Annotated in this window: 15 protein-coding genes; 5 read left to right on the forward strand and 10 right to left on the reverse strand. The window is 37.1% G+C overall.

The annotated features are described in order from the left end of the window. Positions 1 to 18: 18 nt before the first annotated feature. From AO058_RS00725 to AO058_RS00750, 6 genes are all read right to left on the reverse strand, one after another. Positions 19 to 1,017, reverse strand: a complete 999-nt coding sequence (locus AO058_RS00725; RefSeq protein WP_075324772.1) for a metallophosphoesterase — start codon at positions 1,015 to 1,017, stop codon at positions 19 to 21. A 5-nt stretch (positions 1,018 to 1,022) separates the two neighbouring features. Beyond that, positions 1,023 to 2,399, reverse strand: a complete 1,377-nt coding sequence (locus tag AO058_RS00730; RefSeq protein WP_075324773.1) for a glucoamylase family protein — start codon at positions 2,397 to 2,399, stop codon at positions 1,023 to 1,025. A gap of 100 nt (positions 2,400 to 2,499) precedes the next feature. Further along, positions 2,500 to 3,843 carry a glucoamylase family protein gene (locus AO058_RS00735; RefSeq protein WP_083634111.1) on the reverse strand — a complete coding sequence of 448 codons (1,344 nt, stop codon included), beginning with the start codon at positions 3,841 to 3,843 and terminating at the stop codon, positions 2,500 to 2,502. Between the two features lie 75 nt (positions 3,844 to 3,918). Beyond that, entirely contained in the window at positions 3,919 to 5,373 is a 1,455-nt protein-coding gene (locus tag AO058_RS00740) for a RagB/SusD family nutrient uptake outer membrane protein (protein ID WP_075324775.1), read from the reverse strand. A gap of 19 nt (positions 5,374 to 5,392) precedes the next feature. Next, a complete protein-coding gene (locus AO058_RS00745; RefSeq protein ID WP_075324776.1) occupies positions 5,393 to 8,509 on the reverse strand; it encodes a SusC/RagA family TonB-linked outer membrane protein in 3,117 nt (1,038 codons plus the stop codon). A 224-nt stretch (positions 8,510 to 8,733) separates the two neighbouring features. Beyond that, positions 8,734 to 11,484, reverse strand: a complete 2,751-nt coding sequence (locus AO058_RS00750; protein WP_075324777.1) for a helix-turn-helix and ligand-binding sensor domain-containing protein — start codon at positions 11,482 to 11,484, stop codon at positions 8,734 to 8,736. A 93-nt stretch (positions 11,485 to 11,577) separates the two neighbouring features. Here AO058_RS00750 and AO058_RS00755 point away from each other — a divergent pair, with 93 nt between their 5' ends. From AO058_RS00755 to AO058_RS00775, 5 genes are all read left to right on the forward strand, one after another. Further along, positions 11,578 to 13,260: a sulfatase family protein gene (locus tag AO058_RS00755; protein ID WP_075324778.1), complete on the forward strand. Its 1,683-nt coding sequence runs from the start codon at positions 11,578 to 11,580 to the stop codon at positions 13,258 to 13,260. A 55-nt stretch (positions 13,261 to 13,315) separates the two neighbouring features. Then, positions 13,316 to 14,575 (forward strand): putative DNA modification/repair radical SAM protein, encoded by a 1,260-nt coding sequence (locus AO058_RS00760; RefSeq protein WP_075324779.1) that lies wholly within the window; start codon positions 13,316 to 13,318, stop codon positions 14,573 to 14,575. Continuing rightward, positions 14,576 to 15,358, forward strand: a complete 783-nt coding sequence (locus tag AO058_RS00765) for a TIGR03915 family putative DNA repair protein (protein ID WP_075324780.1) — start codon at positions 14,576 to 14,578, stop codon at positions 15,356 to 15,358. A gap of 45 nt (positions 15,359 to 15,403) precedes the next feature. Further along, complete coding sequence (locus AO058_RS00770; RefSeq protein WP_075324781.1) at positions 15,404 to 15,640, forward strand: hypothetical protein; 237 nt, start codon at positions 15,404 to 15,406, stop codon at positions 15,638 to 15,640. 80 nt (positions 15,641 to 15,720) lie between these two features. Further along, a complete protein-coding gene (locus AO058_RS00775; RefSeq protein ID WP_075324782.1) occupies positions 15,721 to 15,951 on the forward strand; it encodes a hypothetical protein in 231 nt (76 codons plus the stop codon). 64 nt (positions 15,952 to 16,015) lie between these two features. On the opposite strand, the gene AO058_RS00780 is transcribed toward AO058_RS00775, so the two are convergent. The 4 genes from AO058_RS00780 to aroA form a co-directional block, all read right to left on the reverse strand. Next, positions 16,016 to 16,993, reverse strand: a complete 978-nt coding sequence (locus AO058_RS00780) for a polyprenyl synthetase family protein (RefSeq protein ID WP_075324783.1) — start codon at positions 16,991 to 16,993, stop codon at positions 16,016 to 16,018. An 81-nt stretch (positions 16,994 to 17,074) separates the two neighbouring features. Next, on the reverse strand, positions 17,075 to 18,118 hold the full coding sequence (gene rlmN / locus AO058_RS00785) for a 23S rRNA (adenine(2503)-C(2))-methyltransferase RlmN (RefSeq protein ID WP_075324784.1): 1,044 nt from the start codon (positions 18,116 to 18,118) through the stop codon (positions 17,075 to 17,077). Positions 18,119 to 18,318: 200 nt separating this feature from the next. After that, positions 18,319 to 19,374 carry a tRNA preQ1(34) S-adenosylmethionine ribosyltransferase-isomerase QueA gene (gene queA / locus AO058_RS00790; RefSeq protein WP_177195650.1) on the reverse strand — a complete coding sequence of 352 codons (1,056 nt, stop codon included), beginning with the start codon at positions 19,372 to 19,374 and terminating at the stop codon, positions 18,319 to 18,321. A gap of 81 nt (positions 19,375 to 19,455) precedes the next feature. Continuing rightward, positions 19,456 to 20,685: a 3-phosphoshikimate 1-carboxyvinyltransferase gene (gene aroA / locus AO058_RS00795; protein WP_075324785.1), complete on the reverse strand. Its 1,230-nt coding sequence runs from the start codon at positions 20,683 to 20,685 to the stop codon at positions 19,456 to 19,458.

Here is a 20,685-nt window from a genome sequence, read left to right on the forward strand (position 1 = left end):
TTGTTTTTTTTGATGCTGTTATTTTAATTGAATATTTTCAAATGTAAAATTATGCTCTTTTTCTGTCTTAAACTCATCAAGCCATGGCGAGTAAGTTTTTACTTCAATTCTTTGTTTTTCTGGATTAACTTTAATAATTCTTAAAATACCATTTCCGCCATTCTCTGAGCCTTCTACCCCTTTTTGATAGTTGGCGAGCATCTGGTAAACCTTATTTCCATTTTCACCTTCGCTTACTAAAGTTCCAACGCCAGATTTAAGTATATGTCCAGAAAATACCATGGAAATATTATCGTGCTTTTTAATTAGCTTTTCCCAAAGCTGACCACCGTTATTTGGAGCTTCTTCTCCGGTATCTTTCCCTATTCCGTAGTTTTCAGGAAGCCACCAGTCCTCACCGTTATGCAGCGTGCTATCTTCGTAAACATAAGCGTGGGTTACAATGATGAAATTATGCTGAGAATATTTTTCTATCATCCCATCTGCCCACTTAATCGTTTTATTCCTGGGGCCAAACTCTAAGGACAATACCATCCAATTTTGATCCCCGATCTTAAACTCACTTAAAAGATTATCAATTTTTCCTTCAGGGAATGAAGCTACAAGATTAGGAATCTCATTTGGTGAAAAGTAGGCATTGGCCATAGCGGTATTCCGGGTATCGGCAAATTTACCGCTGGCACTTCCCATATCGTGATTTCCCAAAGCAAAAGAATAAGGCAGCTTCCCTTCAATTATATTGAATCCTTTTTTAGCAATATCCCATTCTTTCCCATTGTTATTCTGGGTAATGTCTCCCACGTGCAGGGCAAAGGAAAATCTATCTTTATTATTGGCCAACCAACGCATTTGATGCAAATAGATTTCTGGATATTCTTCAACATAAGTCTGGGTATCTGGCAGTACTACAAATTCAAAAGACTTTTGTTGAGCCAGAGAAGACCCTGTAATCATTACTGCTACAAGAATCAGAATAAGACTTCGAATACGGTTAAAATATGTTAGATGGTAATTCATAAAAATTAATCAGAAGTATTAAATCCTAATTTTTCGAGACCATTTTGCACTTCGGGAGCGCCCATAAATAGATCCCATATCAAGCCTGATCTGTAATTTTCTATCATTACTACCTGTGGCCCCTGGTCTATTGCCAGGTATTTTGGAGCTACCCAATCCTCCCCTTCAAGGCTATAAGCATCATAAAATCCGGCTGGTCCCCATAGCAATTCGTTTTGATCTTCAAAGAAATACCTCATCGCATTCAAAGAAAGTTCTGGTGTATAAGGGATAGAACTGATCGCCGCAGTTGGTGATACCACTCCCTTGTCATCATCTGGGGAATGGGCGGTATAGCCAATGCCATTATCTTCATTTCGGGTATAGCTTGCGGTTAGACCCCAGGAATTTTCTGAATAGGTTTCAAAATCCTTCGGATTTTCCTGGGTATACTCATAGTTAATTCGGGTATGATTTACATTCAAATCCCAGTAATTAGCATATTTGTCTTCAAGTCCCTTCGGATTCAACCCTAAATAAGAATAATGCGCCCAAAAAAGCGGTCCGGCTTTATCGCCACGGGTGTTATGCTTTAGAATTAACGGAATTCCATAAGCTTCTTTATCGCTTACAATATTACCGCTACGAGCCCAACCTTCGTGATAAGCTTTAGCATCAATCGCGTGATCTGGAGAAGAAGCAGCCATTACGTAAGTGATCAAACATTCGTTATAGCCTTCTATCATAAAGTCCATTTCCCACTGGTAATCTGGCGACCAGTGCCAGTAAAGTCCGTTTTTATTGTTGGTGTACCATTCCCATTCTATACCTTTCCAAAGCTCATCGTACTTTGCTGCAACCGCCTGTTCATCTTGGTTTCCATTTTTTAAATATTCACGAACGACAATAAAGCCCTGCGCCAAAAATGAAGTTTCCACTAGGTCTCCACCATTATCCTTATCGCTGAAGGCCTGGACCTCACCTGTCTCGCCATTTAACCAGTGTGGCCATACCCCGTGAAATCTTGGTGCATTATCTAAAAAATCTGCGATTTTGTTTAAACGAGCCACGGCCGAATCGCGGGGAATCCATTGGCGTTCCATTCCGGAAACTATAGCCATAAGTCCGAATCCAGAGCCTCCTGTGGTTACCACGTGGGCATCGTTTTTCGGATACTCCCCATCAGGATGATAGCGTTCTCGCGCCATTCCTGAATTAGGTTCGGCATACTCCCAAAAATATTTGAGGCTTTGCTTTTGAACTGTATCTAATAAAGCTTCTTCTGAGATTAAAGAAGCCTTAATTTCTTTATTTCTATTTGTAGCTTCCTTGTTATTCTCATTCTTGCAGCCTACGCTAATTAAAAGGATTAAAACAAAGATGGTTGATTTAATTGATGTCATTTTATATAATTTAATTTTCGGTTCAAAATTATTTTATGCCTGGAATTGAAAAAACCTCCTATGATAGGACAGTGAGATTAATATAAAGTACATTCAAGAATTAGTATTTAAAATCCAGTTTATCTAATCCAGCTTTAATTTCTTCATCCTGCATAAAAAGATCCCATAGTAAACCAGTTCGATAGTTTTCTATCATTGCGACAATGGGACCCTGATCTATTGCTAGATAGCTATCAGAAAACCAACCCACTTCTTGCGAAAACGCATCGTAAAAGCCATATTCCCCCCAAAGATTTTCTCCTAAATCTTCATAAAAATAACGTAAGGCACGCATAGATTTATCCGGCGTATAAGGGAAAGAGGATAGAGAAGCTGTTGGTGCAATTATCCCTTTATCATTTGTAGGACTGTGAGCAGCGTATCCGTCGTAACCGGTACTTGCTGTTAAACCCCAGGAATCTTCGCTATAACCTTCATAATTATTGGGATTGCTCACCGCATATTCATAATTAATAAAGCTGTGCGAGGTATTTTGTTGCCAATAATCGGCATATTGGTCACTTAGATTTCTGGGGTCTAAACCAATAAATGAATAATGGGCAAAAAACAAAGGCCCTCCCAGTTCTGAACCTAAAGGCAACTGATTTCCATAATAACTTCGGCCCGTCTGCATATTTCCATTAGAAGCCCAACCTTGGTGGTACACATCAGCATCTACGGGATGGGTGGGAGATGAAGCTGCAAGTACGTATACCATAAGCGACTCATTCCAGCCTTTTACCTGCAGATTCTTCTCAAATTCAAAATTTGGTGACCAATGCCAATAAATTACATTTTCGCCTTGAGTATACCAATCCCATTCTACATCTTCCCAAATATGGGTAATCCTGTTTTTTATTTCCGTTTCTTTGGAAAAATAGCTTCTGTTAATTAACAAGCCTTGAATTAAAAAAGCTGTTTCTACAATATCCCCACCATCATCATTTGCTGAGAAAGGCAACGTTGCACCAGTATCGTCCCGATACCAATGCGCAAAAGCTCCATGGTAGGTTTCTATATTTTCAAGATAAGTAAGTATTTTATCTAAGCGCTGTAAAGCATCAGTTCTACTTATCCAGCCCCGTTCTACCGCTGCAGGAAAAGATGCAAGACCAAAACCGGAACCTCCTGTGGTGATCGTAGTATTATCACTTGATCTTTCTTTAGCTAGGCCTGAATTGGTACCAGCAAATTCCCAGAAATAATTAAAAGTTTTTTCCTGAACCTCATCAAGTAGCTCTTGGTCAGTAAGCGAAGGGAATTCTTCAACGGGTTCTTCAGAGTTTTCTTCATCTGGAATTTCTTTAGGTGCATCATCAGAAAAATCATCAGCTTCGTTACCAGATGAACTACAGCTTATTACAAAAATTGAAAAAATAAGTATGTATAGAAATTTAATATTCAAAAGAAAATGAATTTAAATGATGGAAAAAGTTCCGCGAGTCTCAAATGACTGCGGAACTTTTAAAATTAAATGCTATTACCAGCCTGGATTCTGCTCCATACCTGGTGTTTGAATTCTTTGATTCTCAGGGATTGGAAATAAATAGTGTCTCTCCTGAAAATCTTTTCCGTGTGCAGCCATAGCTTCCGGAGCCTGCCCTGTACGGGTAAGATCAAACCAACGATCGTGCTCAAAGGCAAGTTCTAGCCTTCTTTCGTTCCATATCTTCTCAAGTAATTCCTGTTGGCCCAGGCCACTTACAGGATCAAGATCTACTCGCTCTCTAACTTCATTAAGGGCATCCATAGCAGCTGCCAGGTTGCCTAATTGAGCCTCAGCTTCAGCTTTGATTAAAAGAATTTCAGCATATCTCAAAACGCGAATATTCTTATCACCATCACCATCACCGGCATTTGCACTCGAATATGCTTTTTCATTATAACGTGGATTTTCTACGGAAGAACTAACTTCACGACCATCCCATAATGTCTCGCCAGCAAAAATAATAGTGGCATCTTTTCTTATAGAATCTCCTTCAGCATCAAATGCATCTACAAGACTTTCTGATGGTGTGTTAAAACCCCATCCCCATCCACTGGTACCTCTGGCACCTTGAGTGGTGGAATATTGCTGAACACCGTGAACAATAGGTTCTCCACGACCCTGAATTTCAAAAATAGACTCTATTCCATTTTCAGAATATTCTCTCCAGACATCTTCATAGTTTGGTTCAAGCCCATACTCACCAGAAGAGATGACAGCGTTGGCCTGTTCTAAGGCTTCGCTCCATTCTTCCTGGTATAAGTGAACCTTTGAGAGTAATGCCTGAGCTGCACCACGTGTAGCTCTACCCAAATCTTGGGGAGGGTATTCACTTTTGGCAGGTAAAACACTTATAGCATCCATCAAATCTTGCTCAATATAGGTATATACTTCTTCTTGAGTGTTTCTGGCAGAAAGATCTACATCTGGATCTATAATAGGTTCTCCATCTACAAACTCAACTTCACCTTGAATAGTAACACCACCGAAACCGCGCACTAAAAAGAAATAGGTATACGCTCTTAAAAATTTGGCTTCGGCAATGAGTCGACCTGTATCTGGCCCACCTTCTTCTTCAGCATAAGCTATAGCATAATTGGCCCGGCCAATGGTTTTATACCAATGCTCCCACATATTGGAAACCGATGGTGCAGTACTTGTAAATTCCAAATCGTCTAGCAAATGCTTGTCCGTTCCTGTATCGGTAGGCGCACTACCTTTATCGGCATTATCTGAAATAATTTCAGTAATTCCTAAATAAGAAAAGGCATAATTAAAATCGGTAAACTGACCATAGACTCCGGTTACAAAATCTTCCGGAGAAAAGTTTTCATCCCTGTCCTCTGCCTCTATATTTTCCCTGGAGTCTACTTCCAGAAAATCTTCACTACACCCTAAAATAAATAGGGATGTAAATGTGAAAACTGCTATTTTATATATTCGTTTCATACAGTATATATTTAAAATTTTATAATTGAATATTAACTCCAAGCAGGAATGTGCTGGTTAATGGATATGCTGAAAGTTCCACACCTGTGGTTCTGTAAGGACCTTGTGCATTGGTATCATTTGGATCGTAACCTGATATTTCTGGAGTAAAACCTGAATACTTTGTGAATATAAACGGGTTTTGGGCAGACACATAAACTCGCGCTTGAGAAATAAACTCCGTCATCTCTGGCAATGTATATCCCAAAGTAATATTATTTATCCTGAAGAAATCTCCATCTTCCAAATAGTAATCAGAAGATCTGGCATCACGATCGGCTCCCGGATTTGTATTAGAAGTTCCAGGTCCGGTCCATCTCTCATTAAAAACGTCTACCGGCACATTCTCGCCTCCAATTCTGGTGTTCAGTAATGCATTATAGACTTTATTGCCTCCTACGCCATAACCATCTAAACTGAAGTCCCAATTTCTATAGTTAAGTCCAATATTAACACCATAATTATATTTTGGAATGTATGAACCGTGATAAATCTTGTCACGATCATCTATGACACCATCGTTATTCTGATCCGTATATCTTAGGTGGCCGGGTCTTGCTCCTCCAATAGCGGCATTATTATCTATCTCTTGCTGTGTTTGCCATACACCTTCGGTTTCAAATAACCACCAGGCGCCTAAGGGTTGACCCTCGGCAAGACGTTTTGTAATTTGACCATTCCCAAGACTCCCACCTAGCTGTCCTTCATAGTTTTGTTGAACATTTTTAACTGTATTTTCATTAAAAGAAAAATTAGTTCCAATATTATAGCTAAAATCATCTGAAAACTCATCACTCCAGTTTATAGCCAATTCAAAACCTTCGTTAACTACCTCTGCTCCGTGATCGTAAAAATCTGTAGAGAATGTAGAGTTCAGTAAAGGTTGAACCTGAAGAATGGTGTTTTCCGTGGTTCGAATATAATAATCGAAACTACCTGTTAATTTATAATCAAATAATTCATAGTCTAGACCTGCACTATATTCACTAACTACTTCCCAGCTAAGGTTTTGAGCCGGAGAACCTATATATGCTCCAAAGATAAGATCCTGACCGGGACCAAATACATAGTTTTGGTTACCGCTGTTTGGTTCGGTAAGGATTTGAGTAGTATTTATAGGTACATTAGCATTTCCTAATTCCCCCCAGGAACCTCTTAATTTCAAAAAGTTTATGCTTTCATTATCTGCCAGAAATTCTTCTTCGGTCAAAGTCCAACCTACACCCAATGCTGGAAATGTTCCCCAGTAATTAGCATTATTTTGAAAGGTGCTGGACCCATCACGACGCAAAGTACCGGTAAAATAATACTTGCTATTAAAGTTATACTGAACCCTTCCGAAGTAAGACAAGAAATTTGTAGGGGTTAAATAGGTTTGATTAACCTGTTTATCATATTGGTCACTGGCATGTTTTAAGCTCCAATATTGTTCCTGTTCGGGAACATCCCAGGTTTGATAATCGTCTCTCATACCAATTCCAATTTGTTCTTTAGATCCACCTAAAGTAACATCAAGGTTATGGTCACCGAAATTGGTATTATAGTTTATAAAATTATCCCAGTTGTATTTGTAGTTCTCACTGGATTCAAAGGACAACTGATTATAAGCATATTGCAATTGTTCAGGGTTTTGAGCTTTTAAATTCTCAAATTGCTCTACGGTTCGAGTAGGGTCACTATTTAACCAACGCTGCTGAATAGGATTGTATGTTCTACCACTGGTAAATTCCTTTCTTGCACCAAATCGAGAGGTGAAGGTAAGATCATCAGTAATACTTAGCTCTGCAGTTACGCTACCCTGTAATCTGACAGCGTTGAAAATTTGATTTTCAAAGTCTACGGCAGAAACCGGGTTTCCGTGACTGGTTAAGTTGCCAATACTTTCATCAGGTCCCGCAATATATGTAGCTTCCCCAGTTGTTCTGTTGTAATATGATCCCCCGTATCTTCCATTGGGGTAAAAAACAGGAACTAAAGGAGATTGACGGTAAGCCGTATTGAAGGCACCAAAGGGTTTACGATTTTCATCCCTAATAGAAACATTTAAGTTTTGAATAATCTTGAGACGATCATCAAAAAGATCAAAAGTATTATTACTGGTGATTGTAGATCTCCTAAATTTCTGATCTTCCAATAATCCGCCTTCTTCGTAATAATCATAACTGAAAAAATAATTAATATTGTCTCCTCCACCATTAATATCAAAAACAGTATTATTTACAAAACCTGTTTGAACAATTTCATCATACCAATCGGTATTATATTGTTGGGTTTGATTTAATTGATCCCCGCCAATTGCAGCATTTTCCTCATTAAAATAAGTAATGTACTGGCTGGCATTTGCCATGTCTACTTCATTTAATATAGGCTTTACACCATAAAAACTTCTAATATTCATTTTAGGCTTACCAGACTCACCCTGTTTAGTAGTAACGATTACCACCCCGTTAGCCGCTCTTACACCATAAATAGCCGCAGAAGAGGCATCTTTAAGGAAATCCATGGATTCAATATTAGAAGGACTAATATTTTGAATGTCATTAACTGGAACACCATCTACTACATATAGAGGATCACGTCCTCCAAGTGCGGTTCCTAACCCCCTAATTGCTACAGTGGGTGTGGAACCAGGTGCATCACTATTTATTATGTTTACACCGGCAACTTTACCTTGCAAGGCCTGAGTAGCAGTAGAAGCAGGTTGTTTCATAATTTCCTGCGAAGAGACCTGGCTAATGGCACCGGTTAGATCTTGTTTACGTTGTCTACCATAACCAACAACCACAACTTCATCAAGTTGATCGGTATCTTCTTCCAATGCTATGTTGTATTGATTATTTTCTCCCACCGTAAATTCCTGCGGCATAAAACCAAGGAAGGTTACTCTTACGGCATCACCAACTTCAACATTGTCGAGACTAAAATTCCCATCAAAGTCGGTTACATCAAAAATCTCTTTGTCAATAACCTTTACTTCGGCTCCCGGTAAAGGCATATCATTCTGGTCAGTTATTATTCCGGTAATAGATTTGGTTTCCTGTGCAAATCCAAAACTGGAAAATATGACCATACAAAAGGCAAATAATTTTAATTTCATACGGTTGAATTTTTACTGAATTTTAACAGAAAGATACAACCAAGCTTAGTGTTCACGCAAACGATATAGTACACTACTGCTACATCAAAAAAATTAAGCCTTTAAATTACTGATTAACAGTTTTTTACTAACTATTTGAAGTAATTATTTAACAAAGACTTAAAGGGCTGATGTAGTAATGACGTAGTTATTTTATGTTAATTAAATAGGCTTAATTTGAGAACTTAGAAATTTTTAATCAGAAAATTTGTCAAATTCTCCTTTTTATCCAGATCCATTTTCTTTCGAAGGCGATAACGATGTACTTCTACACCGCGCACAGAAATACCCATTAATGGGGCAATTTCTTTTGAAGTAAGGTTCATTTTAAGATAAGAGCAAAGCTTTAAATCTTTGCTAGTAAGATGAGGGTAACTATCCAGAATATCTTTAAAAAAATCCTGGTGCAATTCATTAAAATTAGTTTCAAATACCTGCCATTCATCCTTATTTTTAATAGCACGGTTTATCTTATTTAATATATGCTTCATTTTAAATTGATTGGGAAAATTACTTTTATCTTTATTCAATTCATTTTGAATTTCCATCAACATTTCATTTTTCTTTGCCGCCACCATAGTAGTATTAGCCAACTCTTTTCTTTTTAAGTTTATTTGATTCTTTAATCTTTCTTTTTCAAGATTATTGAGACGTTCCTGGTGTTCCTTTTCAAATTTTTCTTCTAAAACTCGTTGGTGTTTTCTAAGTTTCAGCTGGTTATACCAATACACCAAAACCACCAAAGAAAGAATAATAAGCATATAAACCAGTTTCATTAAGTTAGATAGATACCACGGGGGCTGAATACTAAAATTAAAACTGTTCTTTTTTGCTATTTTAGCTTGCGGACCTACGGCCAGAAGTTGTAACTCATAATCGCCATGATTAAGGTTCTGCAGATTTATCACTCCATTTTTAACTTCCCCGCTTAGCGTATCTTCTCCCCTTAAACGATACCGTAATCCCATAGCTTCAGAAACCGGAAAAGAAGTATATATATTTAGGTCCCTTGAACTTTTATAAGGAATCTCAATATTATTTTCCAGAGAATGGCGGCCATTAATATTAAGAAAACCCTTTACTGTAGGCGTGCTAATATGAACATCATCTAAATTTTTTACATATCTGGCCAGGTCTAATCTTGCGAAACCATCATTTAAGGCAATATAGTAGAGCGAATCTCCATTTTTTAATATTTCCTCATAATTCTTTACCAGCCTGTTATTGAGGTTTCCGGGAGCAATTACAATATTTTCATCATCAAAATTGGTTAATTTAAGCGAATTGTTTTCGGTATGGCTAAACCAATATGAACCTTCATCTTTCAGTAACATTTTATGTTTTCTAAAAGCCTGTAATTCTTCAAAAACAAATAATGAATCTTTAAAAGAATTGTATTTAAACCATTGGTCGCCATTAAAAACAGCTATTTGATTATTAATTACAAAAACATTTGTATTAATACTGTTGCCGCAGTCGGGGATTTTGATTTTATCTATAAACTGAGTTTCCTTGAAGTTATTTTTTAATCCTACCCTGTAAAGACCTTCGTAAGGGTGTGCTGCCCAAAGGCTGGTTTCATTTTCAAAAACAACATTTTTAACCGGGAAATTTAAACTGTCAAGATTATAGATGCTGTCATCTTTTCTGCTAAAATTTCGAATTCCGGTATAACTGCTAATTAAATATTCATTTCTGCTGTAGGGTACCGCACTAATTTTAAAACTTCCTGTAGAAGTTTCTACAGGCATCAGTCTATCCTGAATTAAGTAATAAGTGCCCGTATTATGGTTTACATATAATGTATCGTTCAGGATCTCGAGGTTCCAGGTATGGCCCTCTGCACCTTTAATAATTTCAAGCTGATTATTATTAAAAGTATAAACGCCGGTATTACTGGCCAGGAACATTTTATCATTATAAAAAACAAGATCATAAACTGCTCCTAATTCGCCGGTATCATCGGTGTAAAACTCTACTGGAGAGTCAATTTCTATCCGGTCTATTCCGTTATCCAGGCCTAACCAAATATTACCATGTTTCTCTACAAAGCCCAGGACGGTATTATTCTGAAGTCCGCTATTTCGGTTAAAAATAGTGTAAGATTGAGTTGCTTCATCATAGTTTATTATTCCGTTCTTAACAGTACCTAAAAGTATTCTTTGGTTATCTAAGGTCATGATGTGATTAAGTTCAGAACTTTCCAACTCATTCATCAATTTAGTATCCTTCAACAATTTGCAGCCAGTGGCTTTATACTTAAATAGCTTCTCCCTGGTTCCAATAATGAGGTTTTCTCCCTGGATTGCCATATCTACGATTACTTCATCATTTAAAATTTCCTGATTTGGAAGCTTTTGTAATTCGTTATTCTCATCTAAAAAATGTATCCCATTCTTTCTCACCGCGAACAGGAGCTTATCTCTATAAACCAACATCTTATTACTTACAATATTCTGAATAGGTTTTATAGTCTTATAATCATATTTATAAATTGCTCCAAAAGATCGAAAATAGATATCACCGTTAAACTCCAGGATTTCCCAAAATTCTTCACTTTGCATTGCGTATTTTCCAAGCTTTGGGATAAGGGAAGTATAGAACAATTCTCCCGTATCATCCTTCTTCCAATATCCAAATTCCTTATAAGATCCCGTAAAGATTTTATCCTCATAAACAAAAACCGAACGAATAATACTACCATTGGGCAAAGAAGACAATTCCCAGGTTTGACCATCAAAACTTAGTAGGCCCTGATTATTCGCCGCGTAAATCACACCTTCTTCGTCTACATCAATATCCCAGTTCTGGCTGGCCGCTTCATACGTTGTAGAAGAATAATTATGTATGGGAGGCGTAAGCTGTTGTGAAAGCAAGCTATAGCACTGAAAACCAAATAATAAAATAAATAATATTTTCAGTTGAAAAAACTTCATAAAATCCAATTGAGCAGTTCTTGTATAGGTCTAATTTAAAACAAAATTACATACTTTTTGTACATTAGTTCTTACTCACCAAAATCTTCCTTTATGTTTTCTAACAAAATTTCTCTTCAATTTTTAAGCTTTTTTCTACTAAGTATTTCTTTGATTTCCTGTAAGAACAATAATTCAGAAAAAGAAGAAGACAAAAAATTTGAAACAAAACGACCCAATATAGTTTTTATAATGACCGATGATCATGCTGCACAGGCGATTAGTGCATACGGTCATCCCGTTAGTAAATTAGCTCCTACGCCTAATATTGATAGAATTGCCCAAAATGGCGTAAAATTTAATAATAACTTTTGCACTAATTCCATTTGCGGGCCCAGCCGCGCTGTAATCTTAACAGGAAAACATAGCCACGAAAACGGATTTAGAATGAATGGGGAAGTGTTTGATGGTTCCCAACCTACCCTACCAAAATTCCTAAAAGAAGTGGGCTATCAAACCGCCCTGGTAGGAAAATGGCATCTTCATGGTTTACCTGAAGGTTTTGACCACTGGAATATACTTGTAGATCAGGGAAATTATTATAATCCAGATTTCATTAAAGGAAAAGATACGACCAGGATTGAAGGTTATGCTACCGATATTATTACCGAAATGGGCCTGGACTGGTTAAAAAATAACCGTGCAAAAGACAAACCCTTTATGCTTATGGTGCAACATAAGGCTCCCCACAGAAACTGGATGCCTGCTTTAAGGCATTTAAATAAATATGATTCTATTGAATTCCCTTTACCCGATAGTTATTTTTCAGATCACAAGGGCCAGGTAGCCGCACAACAACAGCTGCAAACCATTTATGAAGATATGTACGAAGGTCACGATCTAAAAATGAGTGTAGAGAAAGGTAGCGATTCTTTAAGGCATAATCCCTGGAAAACAGATTTTGGCAGAATGACGAAAGAACAACGCGATACCTGGAATGCAGCTTACCGACCTAAAAATGATGCTTTTCACGAAGCTAATTTGACCGGGAAAGAATTAGCAAAATGGAAAGGCCAGCTTTATTTAAGAGATTATCTTGCCACTGTTGCTTCGGTAGACGAAGGGGTTGGGGAAATCTTAGATTATCTTGAAGAATCGGGTTTAGATGAAAATACCCTAATTGTTTATACCACAGACCAGGGCTTTTATTTAGGTGAAAAAGGATTTTTTGACAAGCGGTTTATGTACGAAGAATCTTTGGCGATGCCTATGTTAATGCAACTTCCAGGCGAAATTGAAGCAGGAAGCGAAATAAATGCGCTAACGCAAAACCTGGATTTTGCGCCAACTTTTCTCGATTTTGCGAATGCAGAAATTCCCCAAGATATGCAGGGAAAATCTTTACGCACTTTAATGAATAATTCAGTTTCAGATAAAGATTTTAGGAATGCAATTTATTATCATTATTACGATTTCCCGGCCTTTCATATGGTGAAAAGACACTACGGTATTAGAACCAATCGCTTTAAATTAATACATTTTTATGATGATATAGATGAATGGGAATTATACGACCTCAAAGAAGATCCAACAGAAATGACCAACCTATATAACCATCCAGATTATGCCGAAGTTAGGGAAGAAATGCACCAAAGCCTGGATTCCCTTCAGCAAAAATATAATGTTACCGAGGAAGAATTTAATACAACTCCAGAAGAACAGGTAGAACGGGCTTATCGTAATTTCGCGAAACTGGCGGGGGAAGATCCTGAAAATTATCCGGATTTTAAAAATTAGTATTTATTCCAATTTATCGGATTTTTTCCTATTTTTGACTCAAACTTCGAATAGTATGATGTTCGACCGAATTAAGGAAAAACTGGAAATTCTGGCTGATGCTGCAAAATACGATGTTTCCTGTTCCAGTAGTGGCAGTAAGCGCTCAAATAAAAATAAAGGCCTTGGAAATTCTGACGGAATGGGGATTTGCCATTCCTATACCGAAGATGGTCGTTGCGTGTCTCTGCTTAAAATTTTGCTTACCAATCATTGTATTTTTGATTGCGCTTATTGTGTAACCCGCCGCAGTAACGATATTAAACGAGCAGCTTTTAAAGTTCAGGAAGTGGTAGATCTCACCATCAATTTTTACAGGCGTAATTATATTGAAGGATTATTTCTTAGTTCAGGAATTTTTAAAGATGCCGATTTTACGATGGAACGTCTAATCCAGGTGGCAAAAAAACTTCGACTGGAAGAAAATTTTAACGGCTATATTCATTTAAAATCAATTCCTGGAGCCAGCGACGAGCTTATGCACGAAGCCGGACTTTACGCTGATAGGTTAAGTGTAAATATTGAAATTCCAACAGTGTCGGGATTAAAAAAACTTGCTCCCGAAAAAGATCACGCCGATTTTATAAAACCTATGGAAAAGGTGAAGAATGAAATTATTCAATATAATTCTGAGAAAAAATTAATTAAAAGCACACCAAAATATGCCCCGGCCGGCCAGAGCACACAAATGATTGTGGGAGCCACGGGAGAAAGTGACCGGGAGATTATGCTTTCGGCAAATCATTATTATAAGAATTATAATATGAAGCGGGTCTATTATTCCGGTTATGTGCCAATTAGAAACGATCCGCGGTTACCTTCGCTTGGCTCGCAAGTACCAATGCTTAGGGAAAATCGGCTCTATCAAACCGATTGGCTAATGCGTTTTTACGGGTTTGAAGTAAACGAATTATTAAACCCGCAGTTTCCAAATTTAGATGTAGAAGTAGATCCAAAATTAAGCTGGGCTTTAAGAAATCCGCAGCATTTCCCCGTAGATATTAATCGGGCTGAAAAAGAAACTTTGTTGAGAATTCCAGGAGTTGGTTTAAAATCGGTAAGCAAGATTTTAAACGCAAGAAAATACCGAAAATTGAACTATGATCATTTAAAGGCAATTGGCGTTGCCCTTAACCGGGCGAAATATTTTATAATTTGTGATTCCCGCGGTTGGGAAACAAAAGATCTGGGTTCAGCAAAAATCAAATCGCTTATTCTTCGAAATTCGGTTGGGAAATTCAGGAAAGAATATAGCAGCCAGTTAAGTTTATTTTAAATGAATTCTACAACTTCATTAAGTTACGATGGTAGTTTGAATGGATTACTTACCTGCATATTCCTTAATTATGAGGAAAAATTGCAGGTAGTGGCAATACATCCTCCCGGGATACCCAGTGAAGAATTATTTAGCAACCACCTTGAAGTAATAACTGAAAAACCAAAGGCTGAAAGGGTTTGGAATGCTTTTAAAAAAATTGCAACAGCTCGCGGTGTAAAAAACATATATTTCGCTTATTTAAGTGAAGAACCGGGAATTGAATTAGAAATTTTAAAATATTTTCAGCATACATTTCAGCGTAAAGAGAGTATAGACGGGGATTTCGCCAATTCGCACGTGCTTAAAATTGCGCAAACGGCTAAAAAGGTAAGTCGGGAAAAACACCGTATGGAAGCTTTTGTAAGATTTCAACTTACAAAAGACAGTATCTATTTTGCAACGATTGAACCCGATTTTAATGTGCTTCCGGTTATAAAGCATCATTTTACCTCCCGCTATAGCGACCAGGAATGGATAATTTATGACTTGAAACGTAAATTCGGTCTCTATTATAATCTAACTACCACCAATATTATCAATATTGATTTTGCTAAAAATTCGGGTTCTTCAGAAGAAAATGATTATTTCTTTGATTCCCACGAACAGGATTTTCAGAAATTATGGAAGAATTATTTTGAAGCCACTACCATCAAATCCCGCATAAACATTAGGCTTCATCACCAACACGTCCCCAAAAGATATTGGAAATATTTGATTGAAAAGAATCCCTTGCACAATTAAAAAATAGTTTAAATTTGTTCCTTCAACTAATTAACATATTCTAAAATGAAAAAATTATTTTTACTTTTTGCTGTTGCAACAATGTCACTTTCTATCTACTCTTGTAGAGAAACTACTGAAGAAAACACAGAAGACGCTATAGAGTCTGCTGGTGAAGACATCGAAAACGCTGCTGATGAAGCAGGAAACGAGATGGAAGAAGCTGGTAACGAAATAGAAGCTGAAGCTAATGAAGCTGAGCAAGAAATGGAAGAAGAAATGAACGAAGACGATAACATGTAATCGTTTCTTTCTAAGAAATTCTAAAGCCACTTTTGTAATAGAAAGTGGCTTTTTTTAGTTTAAACCAAAATCAAATTTCAATGAAAAAGTTAGTTTTATTATTAATTAGCATTTTTACGCTTAGTTTATATTCCTGCCGTGAAACTACCCAGGAAAAAACAGAAGATGCCGTAGAAGCAATAGGCAAAGACATTGAAGACAATGTGAATAAAGCCGGAGAAAAAGTGAAAGAAGGCGCCAAAAAAGTTGAAGAAGGTGCAGAAAAAGTAGAAAGAGAAATAGATGAAGAAATTCACGAAGACGATAACTAATCTATAATTTCTCTAAGAACTATTTAAGGCTGTTTCGTTACTTCATTAAACCTAACGAACAGCCTTATTTTTTACGCTCTATCACGTAATTTACCATGAGTTCCAGCGATTCGCGATAAGGTGATGACGGGTAATCTTCCAGGATTAATAAAGCTTCCCGTTGAAATTCTTCCATACGCTTTACTGCGTAATCAAGACCGTTTTTGTCTTTTACAAACTGGATTACTTCTTTTACCCGCTTCTTATCTTTATTGCGATTTTTAACCGAATTAATCACCCAATCCTTCTCTTTTTTAGTCGAATTATTAAGGGCGTAAATTAAAGGCAAAGTCATTTTTTGTTCTTTAATATCAATTCCTGTGGGTTTACCAATTTGCTCATCGCCATAATCAAAAAGGTCATCTTTAATCTGAAATGCCATCCCTATTAATTCGCCAAATCGTCTCATTTTAGCAATCGCATCAGAATCTGGTTTCACCGAGGCCGCTCCCAAACTGCAACAAGCAGCAATAAGAGTAGCGGTTTTTTGTCGAATAATATCGTAATAAACAGCTTCAGTAATATCTAAACGCCTGGCTTTTTCTATTTGAAGCAATTCACCTTCACTCATTTCCCGAACCGCGACTGAAATAATTTTAAGCAGGTCAAAATCATTATTATCTATAGAAAGTAGTAAACCTTTAGAAAGTAAATAATCGCCTACTAAAACGGCAATCTTGTTCTTCCATAATGCATTTATGCTGAAGAATCCACGGCGGCGATTAGAATCGTCTACCACATCATCGTGAACCAAAGTAGCGGTATGAATAAGCTCTATTACCGATGCACCGCGATAAGTACGCTCGTTCACGCTCCCGTCCGAAACCATTTTGGCAACCAGGAAAACAAACATAGGTCGCATCTGCTTTCCTTTGCGGTTAACAATATAATGCGTTATCCTATTGAGCAGTGCAACTTTGGAGGACATTGATTCCAGGAACTTTTTTTCAAAAAGCTCCATCTCTTTCTCAACCGGAAGTTTTATTTGGGAAATTACTTTCATTAAGCCACCAAAGATAATTATTTATAGAGAATATTCATCAGTGGTTTTTCTTTCAAAGATTAAGTAATTTTAAAGCGTAAATTAAGCCGATTTATTAGCTAATTGACCACAGGCAGCATCTATATCTTTTCCGCGGGAGCGCCTTACAGTTACCGTAATCCCATTGCTTTCTAGAATTTGCTGGTACATATCTGTAGCCCGGGAAGAAGCCTGTTGAAAATTACCATCGTCTATAGGATTGTATTCAATTAAATTCACCTTGCACGGCACATATTGACAGAAGCGCAGCAAGGCTTCGGCATCTTTTCGAGTGTCGTTAATATCTTTCCAAACAATGTATTCGTAAGTAATTCGGCTTTTAGTTTTAGAATACCAATATTCTAAAGCTTCCCGAAGATCTTTTAAAGGAAAGGTTTCATTAAAAGGCATTATTTGGGTTCGCACTTCATCTATAGCAGAGTGAAGGGAAACAGCGAGCTTAATCTTCGCTTCATCGTCAGCCAGTTTTTTAATCATTTTTGGAACGCCCGAGGTAGAAATAGTAATTCGCTTTGGGGACATTCCTAAACCTTCGGGGGAAGTGATCTTTTCTACCGCCTTCATTACATTATTGTAGTTCATAAGCGGCTCACCCATTCCCATAAAAACAATATTGCTCAGCGGCCTGTCAAAATACAAACGACTTTCATTATCTATAGCAACCACCTGATCGTAAATTTCATCAGGATTAAGGTTTCGCATTCTTTTTAACTTTGCGGTAGCACAAAACTGGCAATCTAAGCTGCAGCCTACTTGCGAAGAAACGCAGGCCGTGGTTCGGTTAGCTGTAGGAATTAAAACCGATTCTACCGTAAGTTGATCGTGTAATTTTACGGCATTTTTAATGGTACCGTCACTGCTGCGCTGCATTTGATCTACACGAATATGATTAATCACAAAATTCTCGTCCAGCATTTCGCGGGTAGCCTTAGAGATATTGGTCATCGCCTCAAAACTGTGCGCACCTTTATTCCAAAGCCATTCATATACCTGGCTTCCGCGGAAAGATTTATCGCCATTGGCTACAAAAAATTCCTGCAGTTGTGCTTTGGTAAGTGCCCGTATGTCTTTCTTCTTGTTTTTCACGCTGCAAAAGTACTAAGAATTAAAGGATTTTTAAGTTAAGCTGAAGCTAAGTGTTTTAAATGGTGATGATAAGAAAAATTTGAAGTTAAAAAACTACTTAAAGACGTACACGAAAAATATCCTTTTTTCTAAAAAATAAAAGAGCCACGAATTCACTAATATTAATGAATTCGTGGCTTAAGATTATATCAAATTAAAAACTAGATAATCAACATGGCGTCTCCATAAGTATAGAAACGGTATTTCTCTTTTACCGCCTCTTCGTAAGCTCGCTTCATAAAATCGTGACCGGCAAAAGCCGAGATCATCATAAGCAGCGTAGATTTTGGAGTATGGAAATTAGTAATCATACAGTTCGCTATACTAAAATCGTAAGGAGGAAAGATAAATTTATTGGTCCATCCACCAAACTCATTCAAAGTATGGTTTGAAGAAACCGAGCTTTCCAGAACACGCATTACCGTAGTACCCACAGCACAAACCCGCCTGTTTTCCAGTTTTGCTTTGTTAATGGTTTGTGTAGCTTTCTTTTCAATAAAAGCTTCTTCACTATCCATTTTATGTTTGCTAAGATCTTCTACCTCAACCGGACTAAACGTTCCCAAACCTACGTGTAATGTAACTTCAGCAAAATCTACTCCTTTAATTTCCAAACGCTTTAAAAGGTGTTTAGAAAAATGAAGCCCGGCAGTTGGTGCTGCTACAGCCCCTTCTTCTTTTGCATAGATAGTTTGGTAACGCTCCTGATCTTCAGGTTCAACATTACGCTTAATATATTTTGGAAGTGGAGTTTCTCCCAATTCCTTTAATTTTTTTCTGAAATCTTCGTAAGAACCATCGTAAAGAAAACGAAGTGTTCTTCCACGGGAAGTAGTGTTGTCTATAACCTCAGCAACTAAACTTTCGTCATCTCCAAAATAAAGTTTATTCCCGATTCTAATTTTTCTCGCAGGATCTACAAGAACATCCCAAAGTTTGGTTTCAGGATTTAATTCCCTTAAAAGAAAAACTTCGATTCTCGCACCGGTTTTTTCTTTATTACCATATAAACGTGCCGGAAATACTTTGGTATTGTTCAATACCATAACATCTTCAGGCTCGAAATAATCTAGAATATCTTTAAATTGTTTATGTTCAATTGTTTGTTCTTTCCTGTTTAGAACCATTAGCCTGGCTTCGTCCCTGTTTTCTGAAGGGTACTCTGCCAGAAGTTCATCCGGAAGTTCAAAATTGAAGTGTGAAAGTTTCATTCCCATAATTGCATTTTTAGAAGCGGCAAATATACAATCTCAAGATAGGGGTTGTCAAGTAATTAACGGTTTATTTAAAAAAAGCTTTTAAATTGAAGTTTTTTCAATCTTAAAACCGAGTTTTTCAAAATCTTCCCAAAACCCGGGATAGGATTTTGAAACCACTTCAGCATCTTCAATTTCAAAAGGAATTTTAAGCCCTAAAGGCGCAAAAGCCATTGCCATACGATGATCGTTATAGGTACCTACTGAAACATTTTGAGAGAAATTTTGCTTCGGAAGAAGTTCTAAACTGTTGTTGGTCACTTTTACCTGACTGCCAAATTTTTCAATTTCGGTTTTTAGAGCTACCAGCCTATCGGTTTCTTTAATTTTTAGTGTATGTAAACCGGTAAGGTGGCAGGGTACATTTAAGGCCAAACAGGTTACTGCAATTGTTTGGGCGATATCTGGCGAATTTTGAAGGTTTTCTTCAATATGTTTTGGTTTAGTACCAGGACGTTTTTCTAAAATAATATGATCATTTTCAAACCTGGTGGTTACACCAAATTGCTTATAAATTTTAGCCAGGCAGGAATCTCCCTGTAAACTGGTTTTTCTATAAGTGCTTAATTTTAAATCGGCAGAATCGCTAATCGCAGCTAAACTATAATAATATGAAGCTGAACTCCAATCTGATTCAACAGCCAGAGTCTGCTTTTCTACATCCTGAATAGGTTCAATTTTAATCGTTTTTCCTTGAAAAACCCCTTTAATTCCTGCACGTTGCAAGATTTCTAATGTCATTTTAATATAAGGGCTAGAAGTAATTTCACCTTCCAAATTTATTTCGAGACCGTTGGGAAGTGAAGGTGCAATAAGCATTAAGGCCGAAATATACTGACTACTAATATTAGCCTGTAAAGAAACACGATTTGCGGTAAGTTTTTTTCCTTTAATCCTAATTGGAGGGTAGCCATCGTTGTTTTCATAAGAAATATCGGCTCCCATTTGTTTTAGTGCATCTACGAGGAGTTTAACAGGGCGCTCGGTCATTCTTTTACTTCCGGTTAAAACTACTTCCCTACCTTCCAGACTTGAAAAATAAGCGGTTAGAAATCTCATTGCCGTACCCGCGTGATGAATGTCAACTAATTCATCTTCAGATTTTAAAGCTTTTCGCAAATAATGGGTATCGTCACTATTAGAAAGATTACTAATCTTTAAGTTTGGATATAAAGCCTGTAAAATTAGTAAACGGTTAGATTCACTTTTAGAACCGGTAACTTTTATAGTGCCGCTAAGGTGCTTCTTTGTATTTGAAATTTCTAAGTTCAT

The organism is Salegentibacter sp. T436, assembly GCF_001932675.1.
Lineage (GTDB): Bacteria > Bacteroidota > Bacteroidia > Flavobacteriales > Flavobacteriaceae > Salegentibacter > Salegentibacter agarivorans.